The organism is Streptomyces sp. NPDC001492 (assembly GCF_053597275.1).
This window is the reverse complement of the sequence record NZ_JBSFHW010000010.1, coordinates 104,014-121,922: the sequence shown is the minus strand read 5'-3', so window position 1 is coordinate 121,922 and position 17,909 is coordinate 104,014. Positions and strand designations below refer to the sequence as shown.

Sequence of the window (17,909 nt, the reverse complement as noted above, 5' to 3'; positions counted from 1 at the left end):
TCCTCACAGCAGTCCTACGGCGGTGTCCACGGCGGCGGTCACATCGCCGTCCGCCGGGTACAGCAGCGAACGGCCGACCACCAGGCCGCGCACGGTGGGGAGTTGGAGGGCGCCGCGCCACTTCTCGTACGCCCCGTCCTGGTCGTCGCCGACCTCGCCGCCGAGCAGCACGGCAGGCAGCGTGGAGGTCTCCATGACCTCGGCCATGTCGTCGGGATTCTCGGTGACCGGCAGCTTCAGCCAGGTGTAGGCCGAGGTGCCGCCCAGCCCGGACGCGATGGCGATGGACTTGGTGACCGCCTCCGCCGAAAGGTCGTTCTTGAGCCGGCCCTCGTCCGTACGGCGGCTGATGAACGGCTCGACGAAGACGGGCAGCCTGCGCGCGGCCATGTCGTCGATGGCGCGGGCCGTGGACTCCAGCGTGGTGAGGGAGCCCGGGTCGTCGTAGTCGATGCGCAGGAGCAGCTTGCCCGCGTCGAAGCCGAGGCGCTCGATGTCCTCGGCGCGGTGGCCGGTGAAGCGGTCGTCGAGCTCGAAGCTGGCGCCCTGGAGGCCGCCGCGGTTCATCGAGCCCATGACGACCTTGCCGTCGAGGGCGCCGAGGAGCAGCAGGTCGTCGAGGATGTCGGCGGTGGCGAGGACGCCGTCGACGCCGGGCCGGGAGAGCGCGAGACAGAGGCGTTCCAGCAGGTCGGCGCGGTTGGCCATGGCGAACCTGCGGTCGCCGACCCCGAGCGCGCCGCGGGCCGGGTGGTCGGCGGCGACGATCATCAGACGGCCGGTGTCGCCGAGGAGCGGCCTGCGGGTGCGGCGGGCGGCGGCCTCGGCTATCGCCTCGGGGCGGTGGGCACGGATGCGGACGAGTTCGGCGACGTCGACGCTCGGGGGCGCGGCTGGGGTCTGCCTGCTCGGGACCACGGTCATGCCCAGGCAGCCGGTGTCGTCCGTCTCGTCCACGCCCTGACGGCGCTTGCGGGTACTCACAGCACGGCTCCGGCCTTGAGGGCGGCTTCGATCTCGTCCGGCGTCGGCATGGCGGAGGAGCACTCCAGTCGGGAGGCGACGATCGCGCCGGCCGCGTTGGCGTGCCGCATGATCGTCTCCAGGTCCCGGCCCTCCAGCAGACCGTGGCAGAGGGAGCCGCCGAAGGCGTCGCCGGCACCGAGACCGTTGAGGACGTTCACCGGGAGCGGCGGGACCTCGGCGGACTCGCCCTTGCTGTTGACGGCGAGGACGCCCTTGGGGCCCTGCTTGACGACGGCGAGTTCGACACCCGCGTCCAGCAACGCCTGCGCGGCGGCCTGCGGTTCCCGCACTCCGGTGGCGACCTCCACCTCGTCGAGGTTGCCGACCGCGACGGTGGTGTGCCGCAGGGCCTCCTGGTAGAAGGGGCGGGCGGCGGCCGGGTCACGCCAGAACATGGGGCGCCAGTCGAGGTCGAAGACCGTCGTACCGGCCTTGGCCCGATGCGCGAGGGCCGCCAGCGTCGCCGTACGGCTGGGCTCCTCACTCAGACCGGTGCCGGTGACCCAGAAGACACGGGCCTCGCGGATGGCGTCGAGATCGAGCTCGTGGGCGTCCATCTCCAGGTCGGGGGCCTTGGGCTGCCGGTAGAAGTACAGCCCGAAGTCGTCCGGCGGGAAGATCTCGCAGAAGGTGACCGGGGTGGGCAGGCCGGGGACCGGGGTGACCCAGCGGTCGTCGACGCCGAAGTCCCGCAGGGCCTCGTGCAGATAGGCGCCGAAGGGGTCGTCGCCGGTGCGCGTGATCACCGCCGTACGGCGTCCGAGGCGGGCCGCGGCGACCGCGACGTTGGTCGCCGAGCCGCCGAGGAACTTGCCGAAGCTCGTCACCTGCGGCAGCGGGACACCGGTCTGGAGCGGATACAGGTCCACCCCGATCCGCCCCATGGTGATCAGGTCGTACGCCATCGGCTTCCCTTCGTTACGGCTCTCCCCGCGTTTCTAGCCCCGCATACGGAGCCCTGTCAATGTTTTGTCCAGACATTCGGACGAGACCTTGACAGCGCTTACTACGTCCACGGAAGCTGACCGGCATGACGTCGTTGTCGCCCTCCTCTTCCTCACTGTCCCGCATCCGGATCGGGTCGGCTCCCGACTCCTGGGGTGTGTGGTTCCCCGACGACCCGCAGCAGGTCCCCTGGCAGCGCTTCCTCGACGAGGTCGCGCAGTCCGGCTACGAGTGGATCGAACTGGGCCCGTACGGGTACCTGCCGACCGACCCGGCCGTTCTCACCGAGGAGACCTCAAGGCGTGGCCTGAAGGTGTCGGCGGGGACCGTGTTCACGGGCCTGCACCACGGCGAGGCGGTCTGGGAGAAGACCTGGGCGCACGTCGCGGACAACGCGGTGCTCGCGCAGGCCATGGGCGCGTCCCACCTGGTGGTCATCCCGTCCTTCTGGCGGGACGACAAGACCGGTGAGGTGCTGGAGCCGGACACGCTCACGGCCGAACAGTGGCGGAATCTGACCTCGCTGACCGAACGGCTCGGGCACGAGGTGCGGGAGCGGTACGGGCTGCAGATCGTGGTCCACCCGCATGCCGACACGCATATCGACAGCGAGGAGAACGTCGTCCGCTTCCTGGACGGTACGGACTCGTCTCTGGTGTCGCTGTGCCTGGACACGGGGCACTACGCGTACTGCGGTGGGGACAGCGTCAAGCTGATCGAGACGTATGGGGAGCGGATCGGGTATCTGCACCTCAAGCAGGTGGACCCGGAGATTCTTGCCGACGTCCGGGCCAACCAGGTGCCGTTCGGGCCTGCGGTGGCGCGGGGTGTGATGTGTGAACCGCCGGCTGGGGTGCCTGCGCTTGGACCCGTGCTGGAGGCGGCTCAGCGGCTGGACGTCGATCTGTTCGCGATCGTGGAGCAGGACATGTATCCCTGTGAGCCGGACAAGCCGTTGCCGATCGCTCGGCGGACGCGGGCGTTTTTGAGGTCGTGCGGAGCGTAGCCCTCCAGGGAGGGGTGGGCGCCCACTGATCTGCCGGGTTCTGTGGTTGTGCGACTGCTGCTTGTTTGTGGCTTGTCGCGCCCACGCGGCGGAGTCGCACATTGACACTGTCCCGCGCCCCCAAGGGGGTTGCAGCATAGGTGGATGACAAGTGCCGTGCATGCCCGGTCCGGGCAAGGGCCCTGGGGATCGTGGGAAACCGTACTTGCTCGGCCCGATCCTCGGTTGCGGCCCGCTGTCATCAGTTACCGCGGGATCAGGCTTGCCCTGGACCGGCCGCGACGACGGCTGGAGGCTCCGATCGGGGCGGCGACGCTGATGCTCGGCTTCGAGCAGGCGGTCAGGGTGACGCGGGCGGGGCGGGCGCCGGTGGAGCTGGTGTCCGTGTTCGCCGGGCCGACGACCACGCCCGCCCTCGGTGAGCACGGCGGGCGGCTGTCGGGCATCGAGGTGCTGATGATGCCGTGGACGGCGTTCACCCTCTTCGGCACCCCGCTGTACGAACTCGTCGACCGCACCCTCGCCCCCGACGACCTCCCGCACGCCCTGGGCACGCGGCGAGCGGGCGACCGTCGGGGCACCATCGGCGAACTCTCCGCCGCGCTGGCCGCGTTGCCGAGGTGGGATCAGCGGTTCGGGCTGCTCGACGAAGTACTGGTGCGCTGGTCGCAGGCCGGGACGGCGAGTTCGGCACGGGTCGTGCGGGCCTGGTCGGAGCTGGTACGGACGTGGGGTGCGGTGCCGGTGCGGTCGCTCGCCGACGAGGTCGGCTGGAGCGTACGGCAGCTGGAGAACCGGTTCCGGGAGCAGATCGGGCTCGGGCCGAAGGTCGCGGCACGGGTACTGCGGCTGCAGCGGGCGCGGCGGTTGCTGGCTCAGGGGCGCGGGCAGGCGGAGACGGCGGCGATCTGCGGCTTCTACGACCAGGCGCATCTGAGCGGCGAGTTCAAGGCCATGACGGGGTGCACCCCGCGGGAATTCACCATGGCCCGGGCGGTTCCGCCGGTGTCCCAGCCGGGTGCGCCTGCGGCGGACCGGATGACCGGCGAGGCGACGAGTCTGTTGCTCACGTCCACGCGAAGTTCGCTTTTTTCCAAGACCGGCAGGGTGCGCTGAATGCACCCTGATCGTCCGGCGGGAGATCCCGGGGGGAGGTCTCCGACGGCACCTCCACGGGGAAGCGGGGGAGCCCGGTGGGCCGGGCCCGGCGCAGCGGGTCCGGCCCACCTCGGCGATGTCAACCCACCACGCTTCTGAGCCCGCCCGCGCGTTTGCGGCGCTCGTGTCACAACCATCACTTCCCTGTCACGGGTGTCCCATGTGCGCGAGGCTTGCGTCACACCCGTCCCACAGACCCTGCCCTCACCTCACGCTCCGTCGTTGACCAGGTACAGATCTGTGATCGCCAGCGCAGCGCCCGGCTCCCCCGACGGCCGCCCCCGGCCGCCTCCGCGGTGCGCGCGGGGAGGTGCTACCCATGCCCGACCGAAAGCTCTGGTCGTACAAGGAGATCGCGGCGCACATCCGGGTGCAGCCGGACACCGTGCGGTCCTACCGCAAGCACGGGCTGCTGCCGCCGCCCGACCATGTCGAGGGCGGCAAGCCCTTCTGGTACGCGGACACGGTCCGGGCCTGGGTCGCCTCCCGGCCCGGAAACCGCGGCCGCAGAGACGACGAACCCCGTGACCACCCGGCTTCCTGACCGTCTGACCACCTGGCCTCGCGGCCTGCCGGCTTTCTGACCTCCTGCAAAGGGACCTGTGCCCCACCTGACCAGTGGGGCGCGGTCGTCTCATGAGCGACGCAACGCGCCCTGGGCGTCCACGAGCCACGGCTCGATGACCGTCACCCCCGCTCCCGGAGCCGTCCCCATCGCCGCCAGCGCGCCGGGGGTCGCGTCCAGGCTGATGGTGGAGGTGACCAGCAGGTCGGGGCGCAGCACGCCCGCCCTGACCAGCTCCAGCATCGGCGGGTAGGTGTGCGCCGCCATGCCGTGGCTGCCGAGGAGTTCGAGCTCCAGGGCGATCACTCGGGCCATCGGGACGGGGGTCGTGCCGGTGGCTGACGGGAGCAGGCCCACCTGGATGTGGCGTCCGCGGCGGCGCAGGCCGTTCACCGAGGCGGCGCAGGTGGCCGGCGAGCCGAGGGCGTCGAGGGACAACTGCGCGCCGCCGCCGGTCAGCTCGCGGATCGCCGCTGCCGTGTCCGGTGTCCGTGTCGCGTCCACGCACTCCGCCGCGCCGAACTTCCGCGCCAGGTCCAGGGCCTGAGGCGATACGTCCACCGCGATCACCCGCGCCCCCGATGCCGCCGCGATCATCACCGCGGACAGGCCCACACCCCCGCAGCCGTGCACCGCGACCCACTCCCCCGCCGCCACCCGGCCCTGCTGCACGACCGCACGGAACGCCGTGGCGAACCGGCAGCCCAGCGCTGCCGCGGTGGCGAACGACAGGCCCTCCGGGATGGCCACCAGGTTCACGTCCGCGTGGTCCAGCGCCACGTACTGGGCGAAGGAGCCCCAGTGTGTGAAGCCGGGCTGGGTCTGGCGCTCGCAGACCTGCTGGTCGCCGGCGGCGCAGGCCGCACAGCTGCCGCAGGCACAGACGAAGGGGACGGTGACGCGGTCACCGGGGTGCCAGGCGGTCACTCGGGCGCCCACTGTCTCGATGACGCCCGCGAGTTCATGACCCGGTACGTGCGGCAGGGTGATGTCCGGGTCGTGGCCCTGCCAGCCGTGCCAGTCGCTTCGGCAGAGGCCGGTGGCCTCCACCCGTACGACCACTCCGTGGTCGGCGGGACGAGGGTCGGGTACGTCACGTACGTCGGGCCGGCTCCCGTATTTCTCGATCACCACTGCCCGCATCTGCGCTCCCATCGCCGTTTGTGTCTGCGGGTACATCGTGGCTGGTCGCGCCGTTCCCCGCGCCCCCTTCGGGGCGCTCCCCGCCCCCTTCGCTCAATCCGAACCGCTCGTGGAACCTCCGCAACGGCCCCGGCGCCCACCACGTCGCCCGCCCCGTCAGCCGCATGACCGCCGGTACCAGCAGGCTCCGGACGATCATCGCGTCCATCAGCACCGCCAGGGCGATGCCCAGGCCCAGCATCTTGGTGTTGGTGACACGGGAGGTCCCGATGGCGACCATCACCACCGCCAGGATCACCGCCGCCGCCGTGATCAGGCCGCCCGTGCGCTGCAGGCCGTGGCGGACCGCCTCATTGTGGTCGCCCGTTCTGTCGTACTCCTCCTTGATGCGGGAGAGCAGGAAGACGCCGTAGTCCATGGAGAGGCCGAAGGCCACGCAGAACATCAGGACCGGCAGGGTGGTCTCTATGGAGCCGGGGCTGGTGAAGCCGAGCAGGCCGGACAGGTGGCCGTCCTGGAAGACCCAGACCACCGCGCCGAACATGGCGGTCAGACTGAGCGCGTTGAGCACCACCGCCTGGATCGGTATCAGCACGCTGCCGGTCAGCAGGAAGACCAGGAGCAGGGTCACGATCGCGATGAAGGCGGCCGCCCAGGGCAGGTGCTCGGCTATCGCGTGCTTGGAGTCGACCAGGACGGCCGCCGTGCCGGTCACCTTCGTGGCGAAGGGGGCGTGGGTGGCGCGCAGTTCACCCACCAGGCGTTGGGCCGCGTCGTCCACGGCCTCCCCCTTCGGCAGCACGGTGAAGTACGCCGACTCTCCCTTCACCAGCGGGCCGTCGACCCTCAGCACGCCGGGCAGATCAGCTATCCGGTCCTTGTACGCGGTGTACTGGGCGGGGGTCGAGCTGCCCTCGGCGAGTACCTCCAGGCCGCCGCCGGGGCTGCCCGGGAAGCCGTCGCGGATGTGCTGCTGGACCACGTGGGACTCTGCGGTCGAGGGAAGCTGACGGTCGTCCGCGGTGCCGAACTTCACGCCCAGGAAGGGCAGTCCGAGGACGATCAGGACAGCGGTGGTCGCCACGGCGAAGAGCGGGGCCCGGCGCATCACGAGGGTCGCCATCCGCGCCCATGCCGTGCCCTCCTCGCCGGAGGCCTTCGGCGCCCGTCCGCGCCGGAACAGGCGGCGCAGATCCAGGGAGTTGACCCGGTGGCCGAGCAGCACCAGGGCGGCCGGGAGCAGGATCAGCGCGGCCGCGGCGGCCAGCAGGACCACGGCTATGCCGGCGTAGGCGAAGGACCGCAGGAAGTACTGCGGGAACAGCAGCATCGCCGCAAGGGAGACCGCGACCGTGAGGGAGGAGAAGAGGACTGTACGGCCGGCCGTGCGCAGGGTGGTGCCCACCGCCGTCAACGGGTCGGCGCCCGTGGACAGTTCCTCACGGAAGCGGCGGACGATGAACAGCGCGTAGTCGATGGCCAGGCCCAGGCCGAGGGCCGTGGTGAGGTTCATCGCGAAGACCGAGACGTCGGTGAACTCCGTCAGCCCGCGCAGCACCGCGTTCGTGCCGAGGATCGCGACGATGCCGATACCCAAAGGCAGCAGGGCGGCGATCGCCGACCCGAAGACCATCACCAGCAGCACGAGCGTCACCGGCAGGGCGATCATCTCGGCGCGGGTCAGGTCCTCCTTGATGATCGTCTGCATCTCGTGCCGTACGGCGACGAGGCCGCCGACCTTCACCTGCACCGGGCCGTGTGCACCGCGGTAATGGGGCGCGATGCGGTCGAGGGTGTCGCCCATCGCCTTCTCGTCGCCGGTGATGTGCGCGGCGATCAGCGCCTCATGGCCGTCCTTCGCGCGGAGGGCCGGCGACTTGGACTGCCAGTAGGAGCCGACGCCTATGACGCCCTTCTCACCGGCCAGGCGCGCGGTGAGGCGGCGGGCCCGGGCGGCGACGGCAGGGTCGTCCACCGAGGAGCGGCCCGCGTCGACGAGCAGCAGCAGGTTGGGCTGGGAGTCCGGGAACTCGCGCTCCAGCGCCTTGGTCGCGTAGGTCGACTGGGCGTCCGGGTCCTCCCAGCCGCCGCTGCCGAGGCGGTCGGCGACGCCGCTTCCGGCCAGCACGGCGAGCGCGGTGATGACCAGGGCCACCAACAGCGACAGCCGCGGGCGGGCGGTCACGAAGCGGGTCCAGCCGCCAGGGCGCGGTGGCTTGTTGACTTCGGTCATCGTGCGGTGTCCCCTTCACCGTGGAAACCATAAACTGACAAACACGAGACAGCGCTCGCGTTTCATCCGGAACCAGAATGCGAGCGACCGCTCGTGTTTGTCAATCGCGTTCGGAGAGCTGGGGATAACGCGTGCCCGAGAACTCACAGCAGGAACAGCCACGCCGCCGCCAGGCGCGCGGCGAGCGCCGCATCGCCCAGCTCCTGGAGGCCGCCGCCTCGGTCTTCTGCACCACCGGCTACACGGCCGCCAGCACCAACGCCATCGCCCGTGAGGCCGGCGTCTCGCCGGGCACCCTGTACCAGTTCTTCCCGAACAAGGAAGCGATCGCGATCGAGCTGGGCGACCGGCTGATGCACGAGATGCGGGAGACGTACGGCGAGGCGCTCGCGCCGGTCGACCCGGCGACCCCGCTGGAGGAGGCGGTCGATGCCGCCGTGGACCGCTTCATCGCCTTCAACTGCGACCACCCGGTGTTCTTCGCACTGATGCACGGGCCCGACATCCCGGGCCGGATCGCCGAGGAGCACGACGCCCTGCACGCGACCCTGGTCTCCCGGATCGAGGCCCTGCTGTCCTCACTGCTGCCGGAGGCACCTCCGGCCGACGTCACCCGCACCGCGCATGTCTGCCTCGGCATGTACAAGGCGGGCCTGGAGCTGGTACTCGCCCACGAGGGCGCCGAGCGCGACGCGTACACCCAGGAGATCAAGAACGTACTGATCCGCTATCTGGAGCCCTTGGTCGGCGACCGGCTGGGCACCCCGGAAGGCGCGGGCGCCGCCGCGACGCGCACGGCCTGAGGGTGGCACCCCTCCTTGGATGGGTACCCCCTAGGGGTATAGTGTGAGAAGTGGAGGGCCTCCCGTGGGCCCCCGCAGCCCCACACGCCTCGACGAGGAGAACGACATGACCGCCCAGACCGACACCCCGGGAACCGTCACCACTGTCTACAAGGTGAGCGGCATGAGCTGCGGACACTGCGAGGGTTCCGTCTCCAGTGAGATCCGCGAGCTTCCCGGCGTCAGCTCGGTGACGGCCGTCGCCGCGTCCGGTGAGGTCACCGTCGTCTCCGCCGCCCCGCTCGACGAGGCCGCCGTGCGCGCCGCGGTGGACGAGGCGGGCTTCGAGCTCGTCGGCCAGGTCTGACCAAGGCCCGGGAGCCCGAGATGAGCAGCACGACCACTCAGACACCGGCACCGATACGCACGGCAGCGGACGCCTCCGAGGTCGAGCTGCTCATCGGCGGGATGACCTGCGCCTCCTGCGCGGCCCGCGTCGAGAAGAAGCTCAACCGCATGGACGGCGTCACCGCCACGGTGAACTTCGCGACGGAGAAGGCGAAGGTCACCTACCCCGCGGGCATCCAGGTCGCCGACCTGATCGCCACCGTGGTGAAGACGGGGTACACGGCCGAGCAGCCGCCCCCGCCGCAGCCGGAGCCCGCCGAGGAGCAGGCCGCCGAGGACCCGGAACCGGCCTCCTACCAGCAGCGCTTCACCATCTCCGCCCTGCTCGCGCTCCCCGTCGTACTGCTGTCGATGATCCCGGCCCTGCAGTTCGACAACTGGCAGTGGCTGGCGCTCACGCTCGCCGCGCCCGTGGTCGTCTGGGGCGGCCTGCCCTTCCACAAGGCGGCCTGGACGAACGCCCGGCACGGCGCGGCCACCATGGACACGCTGGTCTCGGTCGGCACCCTGGCCGCGTTCGGCTGGTCGCTGTGGGCGCTGTTCCTCGGCGACGCGGGCATGGCGGGCATGCACGACGAGTTCCGGTTCACCGTCTCGCGCACGGACGGGGCCTCCACGATCTACCTGGAGGTCGCCGCCGGCGTCGTCGCCTTCATCCTGCTCGGCCGCTGTCTTGAGGCCCGCTCCAAGCGCCGTGCGGGCGCGGCGCTCAGGGCGCTGATGGAGCTGGGCGCCAAGGACGTGTCCGTCCTGCGGGACGGCCGTGAAATGCGCATCCCCGTGTCCCGGCTGGCGGTGGGGGATCGTTTCGTCGTACGGCCCGGGGAGAAGATCGCGACCGACGGCACCGTCGTCGAGGGCGCGTCCGCCGTGGACGCCTCGATGCTGACCGGCGAGTCGGTTCCGGTGGACGTGGCCGTGGGCGATGCCGTCACCGGGGCCACGGTCAACGCCGGCGGGCGGCTGGTCGTCGAGGCCACCCGGGTCGGCGCCGACACCCAGCTCGCGCGGATGGCGAAGCTGGTGGAGGACGCGCAGAACGGCAAGGCCGAGGTGCAGCGGCTCGCCGACCGGATCTCGGCGGTCTTCGTGCCCGTCGTGATGCTGATCGCCCTCGGCACGTTCGGGGTGTGGCTCGGCGTCACGGGCGACACCGTGGCCGCGTTCACCGCGGCCGTCGCGGTCCTGATCATCGCCTGCCCGTGCGCGCTGGGCCTGGCCACGCCGACCGCGCTGATGGTCGGCACGGGGCGTGGCGCCCAGCTCGGCATCCTCATCAAGGGCCCGGAGGTCCTGGAGTCCACGCGCCGCGTCGACACCGTCGTACTCGACAAGACCGGAACGGTCACCACCGGCCGGATGACCCTGCACGAGGTGTACGCCGTCGCCGGCACCGACAAGGAGGAGGTGCTGCGGCTCGCGGGTGCCGTCGAGCACGCCTCCGAGCATCCCGTCGCCCGGGCGATCGCCCTGGGCGCCGAGGAGCGGGTCGGGCGGCTTCCGGGGGTCGAGGAGTTCGAGAACGTGCCCGGGCGGGGCGTACGCGGCCGCGTGGAGGGCCGTGAGGTGGCCGTGGGGCGGCTCTTCGAAGGGCTCCCCGAGGAGCTGGTCCGCGCCAGGGCCGAGGCCGAGAGCGACGGACGTACCGCCGTCGTGGTCGGCTGGGACGGGGTGGCACGCGGTGTCGTCGCCGTCGCCGACGCGGTCAAGGAGACCAGCGCCCAGGCGGTGCGCGAGCTGCGCGCGCTGGGGCTCACACCCGTGCTGCTGACCGGGGACAACCGGACGGTCGCCCGGGCGGTGGCGCGCGAGGTCGGGATCGAGCAGGTGATCGCGGAGGTCCTGCCCGAGGACAAGGTGGCGGCCGTACGGCGGCTGCAGGCCGAGGGGCGGACGGTCGCCATGGTCGGCGACGGGGTCAACGACGCGGCCGCGCTGGCCACCGCCGATCTGGGTCTGGCGATGGGGACCGGGACGGACGCGGCGATCGAGGCGGGCGATCTGACGCTGGTGCGCGGGGATCTGCGGGTGGCCGCGGACGCGATCCGGCTGTCCCGCAGGACGCTGGCCACCATCAAGGGCAACCTGGTGTGGGCCTTCGGGTACAACGTGGCGGCGCTGCCGCTGGCCGCCGCCGGCCTGCTGAATCCGATGATCGCCGGGGCCGCGATGGCCTTCTCGTCGGTGTTCGTGGTGACGAACAGCCTCCGGCTGCGGACGTTCCGTTGAACCGCGGCGAGGTTACCGGCGGTTAGGCGAAGTCGAGGTGAGAGCACCTCTGGAGTCCGGCGCCAGCCTCACATAAGCTCTTCACAAGGCTCATGCATCATCCTTACGCTTGGGCACCGATCGCCGCATCGGGGCTCTTGCGCATCTAACGGACAAATGCAAGAGACGCAGATCACAGTGATGTGAACGTAACCATCGAAGGGGTTCGAAGGTCTAAGTTGACGATGTCAGGCAGCGTCTTGGGGGGCGTTTCCTGGCATCTGGGGATGTCTTGGGGGACTTCCTCAGAGGTGCGTTGCCGGGGCCACGTACACCGGGGTGCTTTGAGCGGCCCTCCCGAGCGTGCGTTGTCCCGGCAGACCGCACAACCATGAGTACGGCGGGTTTTGCTCATTCTGCTCAACGCTCGCCGCACTCGACAGCGATTCAGGCGCTGGCTTCACAGACGCCCGGCCGGATCCCGTGGGGGGAATCCGCACCGGGACATGGGAAGGCGCCCTGGACGTCGGCCCGTGGGGGGACCGGCGCCAGGGCGCCTTCTGTTTTGCCTCGGCTTCTGGAGCAGGCTCGATTCTTGGCCAAGGGCAGCGGCAGCCGCCCCAGGGGCGCGGGGAACTGCGCGATCAACCACAACCGGCCCTTGGCCGCCCACACTCTTTGCGCGTCGAGCTCTTGGGCGCACCCCTCCACAGGACACAGTCCAAGCCAGGGGCACCAGTCACCCGGCGCCCCACCGGAGGTGTCAGCGCTCCTCGACCGGGACGAAGTCCCGCTCCACCACGCCCGTGTAGATCTGGCGCGGGCGGCCGATGCGGGAGCCCGGCTCCTTGATCATCTCGTGCCACTGGGCGATCCAGCCCGGGAGCCGGCCGAGGGCGAACAGGACCGTGAACATCTCGGTCGGGAAGCCCATGGCGCGGTAGATCAGGCCGGTGTAGAAGTCCACGTTCGGGTAGAGGTTGCGCTGGACGAAGTAGTCGTCCGAGAGCGCGTGCTCCTCCAGCTTCAGCGCGATGTCCAGCAGCTCGTCGGACTTGCCGAGGGCCGAGAGGACGTCGTGCGCCGCCGCCTTGATGATCTTCGCGCGCGGGTCGAAGGACTTGTACACCCGGTGGCCGAAGCCCATCAGGCGGACGCCGTCCTCCTTGTTCTTCACCTTGCGGATGAAGGAGTCGACATCGCCGCCGTTGGCCTGGATGCCCTCGAGCATCTCCAGGACGGACTGGTTGGCGCCGCCGTGCAGCGGGCCCCACAGGGCGTTGATGCCGGCCGAGATCGACGCGAACATGTTCGCCTGCGAGGAGCCGACCAGGCGGACCGTGGACGTCGAACAGTTCTGCTCGTGGTCCGCGTGCAGGATCAGCAGCTTGTCCAGGGCGGCGACGACGACCGGGTCGAGGTCGTACTCCTGCGCCGGGACCGAGAAGGTCATGCGCAGGAAGTTCTCGACGTAGCCGAGGTCGTTGCGCGGGTAGACGAACGGGTGGCCGATCGACTTCTTGTACGCGTACGCCGCGATCGTCGGGAGCTTGGCGAGCAGGCGGATCGTCGAGAGGTTGCGCTGCTTCTCGTCGAACGGGTTGTGGCTGTCCTGGTAGAACGTGGACAGCGCCGAGACGACCGAGGACAGCATGGCCATCGGGTGGGCGTCGCGCGGGAAGCCCTTGTAGAAGTTCTTGACGTCCTCGTGCAGCAGGGTGTGCTGCGTGATGTCGTTCTTGAACACGGAGAGCTCGTCGACGGTCGGGAGCTCGCCGTTGATCAGCAGGTAGGCGACCTCCAGGAAGGTGGAGCGCTCCGCCAGCTGCTCGATCGGGTAGCCGCGGTACCGGAGGATGCCCGCCTCGCCGTCGAGGTAGGTGATGGCGGATTTATAGGCGGCGGTGTTCCCGTAACCGCTGTCCAGCGTCACCAGACCGGTCTGGGCGCGGAGCTTCCCGATGTCGAAGCCCTTGTCGCCGACGGTGCTGTCGATCACCGGGTAGGTGTACTCGCCGTCGCCGTACCGCAGTACTACAGAGTTGTCGCTCACGTCTTCCCTCACCGACGTAGTGCCTCATCTTCGAGGTTGCCCTGACTGTCTCTACCTTCCCCCAATTGGCTCAGGAGAGTGCACTCGGGGTCGACCATCGGGCCTATCGACGGCACTGAGTGCCGCCAACTTGCACATCCTGCCCCCTTGATTCCCCATCCGGAAGTGCTGTGTGACCTTCACGACTCATTTGATCGATCATTTTTCGTGATGCCTGTCTCAAACCCGACCCGGCGGGCCGCACAAGGGGCGCGGGAGCTCTCACAGGGGTCTCGGGGAGAGCCGGAAGTCGAGTGCCGTGCAGCGTCGCCCGGCCGACACCGTGCGCACCGCCTGGCCGATCGCCTTGCGCGAACCGACCAGGACGACCAGCTTCTTGGCCCGGGTCACCGCGGTGTACAGCAGGTTCCGCTGCAGCATCATCCAGGCTCCGGTGGTGACCGGGATCACCACGGCGGGATATTCACTCCCCTGGGAGCGGTGAATGGTGACGGCGTACGCGTGGGCCAGCTCGTCCAGTTCGTCGAACTCGTACGGAACCTCCTCGTCCTCGTCCGTCAGCACCGTCAGGCGCTGGTCGACCGGGTCCAGCGAGGTGACCACGCCGACGGTGCCGTTGAAGACACCGTTCTTGCCCTTCTCGTAATTGTTGCGAATCTGGGTGACCTTGTCGCCGACCCGGAAGACCCGGCCGCCGAACCGCTTCTCCGGCACGTCGGGGCGGCCCGGGGTGATGGCCTGCTGGAGCAGGCCGTTGAGCGTGCCGGCGCCGGCCGGGCCGCGGTGCATGGGCGCGAGGACCTGCACGTCCCGGCGCGGGTCGAGCCCGAACTTGGCCGGAATACGGCGGGCCGCCACATCCACCGTGAGCCGCCCCGCCGCCTCCGTGTCGTCCTCGACGAAGAGGAAGAAGTCCTTCATGCCGTCGGTGACCGGGTGCTGCCCGGAGTTGATCCGGTGCGCGTTCGTCACCACCCCCGACTGCTGGGCCTGGCGGAACACGCGCGTGAGGCGCACGGCGGGGATCGGGCTGCCGTCGGCGAGCAGGTCGCGGAGCACCTCGCCGGCGCCCACGCTGGGCAGTTGGTCGACGTCCCCGACGAAGAGGAGGTGGGCGCCCGGCGGCACCGCCTTCACCAGCTTGTTGGCGAGCAGCAGGTCCAGCATGGAGGCCTCGTCGACGACCACCAGGTCCGCGTCGAGCGGGCGGTCCTTGTCGTACGCCGCGTCACCGCCGGGCTTCAGCTCCAGCAGGCGGTGGACGGTGGAGGCCTCGGCCCCGGTGAGCTCCGCCAGGCGTTTGGCGGCGCGGCCCGTGGGGGCGGCCAGGACCACCCTCGCCTTCTTGGCGCGGGCCAGCTCCACGATCGAGCGGACCGTGAAGGACTTGCCGCAGCCGGGGCCGCCGGTGAGCACGGCGACCTTCTGGGTCAGCGCCAGCTTGACGGCGGCCTCCTGCTCGGGCGCGAGCTCGGCGCCCGTACGGTCCTTCAGCCAGGCCAGCGCCTTGTCCCAGGCCACGTCGTGGAAGCCGGGCATCCGGTCCTCGTCGGTGCGCAGCAGGCGCAACAGCTGGGCGGAGAGGGAGAGTTCGGCGCGGTGGAAGGGGACGAGATACACGGCCGTCACCGGGTCTCCGCCGTCCGGTCCCGGCACCTTCTCCCGTACGACACCGGGGTCCTCGCCGTCCTCGGGCGGCTGGGCGAGTTCGGCGAGGCACTCGATGACCAGGCCCGTGTCGACCTGCAGCAGCTTCACCGCGTCGGCGATCAACTGCTCCTCGGGGAGATAGCAGTTGCCCTGGTCGGTGGCCTGCGACAGTGCGTACTGCAGGCCTGCCTTGACGCGCTCCGGGCTGTCGTGCGGGATGCCGACGGACTGGGCGATCTTGTCGGCGGTGAGGAAGCCGATGCCCCAGACGTCGGCCGCGAGGCGGTACGGCTGGTTCTTGACGACGGAGATCGAGGCGTCGCCGTACTTCTTGTAGATGCGCACGGCGATGGAGGTGGACACCTCGACGGTCTGGAGGAAGAGCATGACCTCCTTGATCGCCTTCTGCTCCTCCCAGGCGTCGGCGATCTTCTTGGTGCGCTTGGGGCCGAGGCCGGGGACCTCGATGAGGCGCTTCGGCTCCTCCTCGATGATCTGCAGGGTGTCCAGGCCGAAGTGCTGGGTGATGCGGTCGGCGAAGACGGGGCCGATGCCCTTGACCAGCCCCGAGCCGAGATAGCGGCGGATGCCCTGGACGGTGGCCGGGAGCACCGTCGTGTAGTTCTCGCACATGAACTGCTTGCCGTACTGCGGGTGGGAGCCCCAACGGCCCTCCATGCGCAGTGATTCGCCGACCTGGGCGCCGAGCAGCGCGCCGACGACCGTGAGGAGGTCGCCGGCTCCTCTGCCGGTGTCGACCCGGGCGACCGTGTAGCCGTTCTCCTCGTTGGCGTACGTGATCCGCTCCAGGACGCCCTCGACCACGGCGAGCCGCCGCTCCTCCGCAGGGTTCCCCGCTTCCTTTGCCATGGCCCGACGGTACCGGTGAGGTGTGACAGCGGCGGGGCTCAGGGATCACGCCCTGCAGGGTCGCCGTCATCGGCTTCGACGGCACCCCGGACGGCCTCGGCGCCGTCAAGGCGGGCACGCTTTACGCGTCGGTGGCCCAGCAGCCGACGGAACTCGGCAGAATCGCGGTACAGAACGCAGTGCGGGTCGCCGAGGGCAAGAAGGTCACGAAGTCGGTGACGGTGCCGGTGAAGGTGGTCACGAAGGAGGACGTGGCCGGCTTCAGCGGCTGACGAGGCGACCGGAACAGGGGAACGGGCGGGCGGTCGTCGCTGCCGGGGAGCCGGGGGTTGCTCGGGTGGCTCCCAGGTGACGACGACGGCCCGCCACACGTCATCTCTCATCATCTCTCAGGGGAGTCATTCGATGTACGACTACGACCTGCTGGTCGTGGGATCCGCCAACGCCGACCTGGTGATCGGCGTCGAGCGGCGGCCGGGCGCCGGCGAGACGGTGCTCGGCTCGGACCTGGCCGTCCACCCGGGCGGCAAGGGCGCGAACCAGGCCGTCGCCGCCGCCCGCCTCGGGGCCCGTACGGTCCTGCTGGCCCGGGTCGGCGACGACGCGTACGGCAGGCTGCTCCTCGACTCGCAGCGGGCGGCCGGCGTCGACACGGTGGGGGTGCTGGTGGGCGGGGCGCCGACGGGGGTCGCGCTCATCACCGTCGACCCCTCCGGGGACAACAGCATCGTGGTGTCGCCGGGCGCGAACGGCCGGCTGACCCCGCAGGACGTGCGGACCGCCGCGAGTCTGTTCCTGGCCTCGCGGGTGGTCTCGACCCAGCTGGAGATCCCGCTGGAGTCCGTCGTGGAGGTGGTACGGAGTCTCGCTCCGGACAACCGCTTCGTACTGAACCCGTCCCCGCCGCGGCCGCTGCCGCCCGAGGTGCTGGCGGCCTGCGACCCGCTGATCGTCAACGAGCACGAGGCGAAGGTGGTCCTCGGTGACGCCTGCGTCTCCGACCGCCCGGAGGACTGGGCGCGGCTGCTGCTCGCCAAGGGCCCGCGCTCCGTCGTGGTCACCCTGGGCGCGCAGGGCGCGCTGGTGGCTTCGTCGGCCGGGGTGACGCGGGTGCCTTCGGTGAAGGTGGACGCGGTGGACACGACGGGTGCGGGCGACGCGTTCACGGCGGCGCTGGCGTATCGGCTGGGGTCGGGGGCGTCCCTGGTGGAGGCCGCGACGTACGCGGCCCGGGTGGGCGCGGCCGCCGTCACCAAGGAGGGCGCGCAGGTGTCCTTCCCGACGGCCGAGGAGGTCGACGCCCTGTGAAGAAGGCGGGAATCCTGAACCGTCATCTCTCCGGCGCGCTCGCCGAGTTGGGCCACGGGGACGGGGTGCTGGTGTGCGATGCGGGCATGCCGATACCGGACGGGCCGAGGGTGGTCGACCTCGCCTTCCGGGCCGGGGTACCGTCCTTCGCCGTGGTGCTGGACGGCCTGCTGGCCGAGCTGGTGGTGGAGGGGGCCACGGCGGCGAAGGAGATGCGGGAGGCGAACCCGGCAGTCGCCGGCCTGCTGGAGAGCGAGTTCCCCGACCTGGAACTGGTCCCGCACGAGCACCTCAAGGAGCTGTCGGCCCACGCACGGCTGATCGTGCGCACCGGTGAGGCACGGCCGTACGCGAATGTGCTGCTGCGCTGCGGGGTCTTCTTCTAGAAGAATTCGAGGGGGCCCGGTCCGTCGACCGGGCCCCCTCGGCTTTTCCCCTCCAACATCAGAACCCCCGCGATCCCCCCAGATCCCCCTCCGAGAAGTCCTGATGCCAAGTACGACCCGCGGGGTGGGGAAAGGGTTGCACGGCGTCTTCAGATTTTTTTCGCCGGG

14 protein-coding genes and 1 pseudogene are annotated in these 17,909 nt (G+C 70.4%); 9 read left to right on the top strand and 6 right to left on the bottom strand.

Features of this window, described 5'->3' with window-relative positions; translation table 11 throughout:
* Window positions 1–3 precede the first annotated feature (3 nt).
* On the bottom strand, window positions 4–924 hold the full coding sequence (locus tag ACWC1K_RS15530) for a Cgl0159 family (beta/alpha)8-fold protein (RefSeq protein ID WP_450831824.1): 921 nt from the start codon (window positions 922–924) through the stop codon (window positions 4–6).
* 56 nt (window positions 925–980) lie between these two features.
* Window positions 981–1,931 (bottom strand): 5-dehydro-2-deoxygluconokinase, encoded by a 951-nt coding sequence (iolC, locus tag ACWC1K_RS15525; protein ID WP_450831635.1) that lies wholly within the window; start codon window positions 1,929–1,931, stop codon window positions 981–983.
* A 125-nt stretch (window positions 1,932–2,056) separates the two neighbouring features.
* On the opposite strand from iolC, the gene ACWC1K_RS15520 reads away from it, so the two are divergent.
* From ACWC1K_RS15520 to ACWC1K_RS15510, 3 genes are all read left to right on the top strand, one after another.
* Window positions 2,057–2,977 carry a sugar phosphate isomerase/epimerase family protein gene (locus ACWC1K_RS15520; protein WP_450831633.1) on the top strand — a complete coding sequence of 307 codons (921 nt, stop codon included), beginning with the start codon at window positions 2,057–2,059 and terminating at the stop codon, window positions 2,975–2,977.
* A gap of 267 nt (window positions 2,978–3,244) precedes the next feature.
* Window positions 3,245–4,093, top strand: coding sequence for a helix-turn-helix domain-containing protein (locus tag ACWC1K_RS15515; protein ID WP_450831823.1), 849 nt, complete (start codon window positions 3,245–3,247; stop codon window positions 4,091–4,093).
* Window positions 4,094–4,454: 361 nt separating this feature from the next.
* On the top strand, window positions 4,455–4,679 hold the full coding sequence (locus ACWC1K_RS15510; RefSeq protein WP_450831632.1) for a helix-turn-helix transcriptional regulator: 225 nt from the start codon (window positions 4,455–4,457) through the stop codon (window positions 4,677–4,679).
* 90 nt (window positions 4,680–4,769) lie between these two features.
* On the opposite strand, the gene ACWC1K_RS15505 is transcribed toward ACWC1K_RS15510, so the two are convergent.
* Both ACWC1K_RS15505 and ACWC1K_RS15500 read right to left on the bottom strand, forming a co-directional pair.
* Window positions 4,770–5,843 (bottom strand): zinc-dependent alcohol dehydrogenase family protein, encoded by a 1,074-nt coding sequence (locus tag ACWC1K_RS15505; protein ID WP_450831630.1) that lies wholly within the window; start codon window positions 5,841–5,843, stop codon window positions 4,770–4,772.
* Window positions 5,794–8,076 (bottom strand): MMPL family transporter, encoded by a 2,283-nt coding sequence (locus ACWC1K_RS15500; RefSeq protein WP_450831629.1) that lies wholly within the window; start codon window positions 8,074–8,076, stop codon window positions 5,794–5,796. Before ACWC1K_RS15500 ends, ACWC1K_RS15505 begins: the two co-directional genes overlap by 50 nt.
* 131 nt (window positions 8,077–8,207) lie before the next feature.
* On the opposite strand from ACWC1K_RS15500, the gene ACWC1K_RS15495 reads away from it, so the two are divergent.
* The 3 genes from ACWC1K_RS15495 to ACWC1K_RS15485 all read left to right on the top strand — a co-directional run bounded on the left by ACWC1K_RS15495 (window position 8,208) and on the right by ACWC1K_RS15485 (window position 11,495).
* Window positions 8,208–8,879, top strand: a complete 672-nt coding sequence (locus tag ACWC1K_RS15495) for a TetR family transcriptional regulator (protein WP_450831627.1) — start codon at window positions 8,208–8,210, stop codon at window positions 8,877–8,879.
* A gap of 106 nt (window positions 8,880–8,985) precedes the next feature.
* Window positions 8,986–9,225, top strand: coding sequence for a heavy-metal-associated domain-containing protein (locus ACWC1K_RS15490; protein WP_450831625.1), 240 nt, complete (start codon window positions 8,986–8,988; stop codon window positions 9,223–9,225).
* Between the two features lie 20 nt (window positions 9,226–9,245).
* Window positions 9,246–11,495: a heavy metal translocating P-type ATPase gene (locus ACWC1K_RS15485; RefSeq protein ID WP_450831623.1), complete on the top strand. Its 2,250-nt coding sequence runs from the start codon at window positions 9,246–9,248 to the stop codon at window positions 11,493–11,495.
* 742 nt (window positions 11,496–12,237) lie between these two features.
* Here ACWC1K_RS15485 and ACWC1K_RS15480 read toward each other — a convergent pair.
* Window positions 12,238–13,527 (bottom strand): citrate synthase, encoded by a 1,290-nt coding sequence (locus ACWC1K_RS15480; RefSeq protein WP_030934849.1) that lies wholly within the window; start codon window positions 13,525–13,527, stop codon window positions 12,238–12,240.
* A gap of 261 nt (window positions 13,528–13,788) precedes the next feature.
* Entirely contained in the window at window positions 13,789–16,047 is a 2,259-nt protein-coding gene (recD2, locus tag ACWC1K_RS15475) for an SF1B family DNA helicase RecD2 (protein WP_450831621.1), read from the bottom strand.
* 59 nt (window positions 16,048–16,106) lie between these two features.
* Here recD2 and ACWC1K_RS15470 point away from each other — a divergent pair.
* The 3 genes and pseudogenes from ACWC1K_RS15470 to rbsD all read left to right on the top strand — a co-directional run.
* Window positions 16,107–16,319 (top strand): annotated as a pseudogene (locus ACWC1K_RS15470) (substrate-binding domain-containing protein); the annotation flags it as partial.
* A 133-nt stretch (window positions 16,320–16,452) separates the two neighbouring features.
* On the top strand, window positions 16,453–17,355 hold the full coding sequence (locus tag ACWC1K_RS15465; RefSeq protein WP_450831620.1) for a ribokinase: 903 nt from the start codon (window positions 16,453–16,455) through the stop codon (window positions 17,353–17,355).
* Complete coding sequence (rbsD, locus tag ACWC1K_RS15460; RefSeq protein WP_450831618.1) at window positions 17,352–17,741, top strand: D-ribose pyranase; 390 nt, start codon at window positions 17,352–17,354, stop codon at window positions 17,739–17,741. Before ACWC1K_RS15465 ends, rbsD begins: the two co-directional genes overlap by 4 nt.
* The last annotated feature ends 168 nt before the right edge of the window (window positions 17,742–17,909 follow it).

Excerpts from the sequence above, each read along its gene's own strand:
- ACWC1K_RS15530 (WP_450831824.1), bottom strand. The coding sequence starts at position 924 with ATGACCGTGGTCCCGAGCAGGCAGACCCCAGCCGCGCCCCCGAGCGTC.
- iolC (WP_450831635.1), bottom strand. The coding sequence starts at position 1,931 with ATGGCGTACGACCTGATCACCATGGGGCGGATCGGGGTGGACCTGTAT.
- ACWC1K_RS15520 (WP_450831633.1), top strand. The coding sequence starts at position 2,057 with ATGACGTCGTTGTCGCCCTCCTCTTCCTCACTGTCCCGCATCCGGATC.
- ACWC1K_RS15510 (WP_450831632.1), top strand. The coding sequence starts at position 4,455 with ATGCCCGACCGAAAGCTCTGGTCGTACAAGGAGATCGCGGCGCACATC.
- ACWC1K_RS15505 (WP_450831630.1), bottom strand. The coding sequence starts at position 5,843 with ATGCGGGCAGTGGTGATCGAGAAATACGGGAGCCGGCCCGACGTACGT.
- ACWC1K_RS15500 (WP_450831629.1), bottom strand. The coding sequence starts at position 8,076 with ATGACCGAAGTCAACAAGCCACCGCGCCCTGGCGGCTGGACCCGCTTC.
- ACWC1K_RS15490 (WP_450831625.1), top strand. The coding sequence starts at position 8,986 with ATGACCGCCCAGACCGACACCCCGGGAACCGTCACCACTGTCTACAAG.
- ACWC1K_RS15485 (WP_450831623.1), top strand. The coding sequence starts at position 9,246 with ATGAGCAGCACGACCACTCAGACACCGGCACCGATACGCACGGCAGCG.
- recD2 (WP_450831621.1), bottom strand. The coding sequence starts at position 16,047 with ATGGCAAAGGAAGCGGGGAACCCTGCGGAGGAGCGGCGGCTCGCCGTG.
- ACWC1K_RS15465 (WP_450831620.1), top strand. The coding sequence starts at position 16,453 with ATGTACGACTACGACCTGCTGGTCGTGGGATCCGCCAACGCCGACCTG.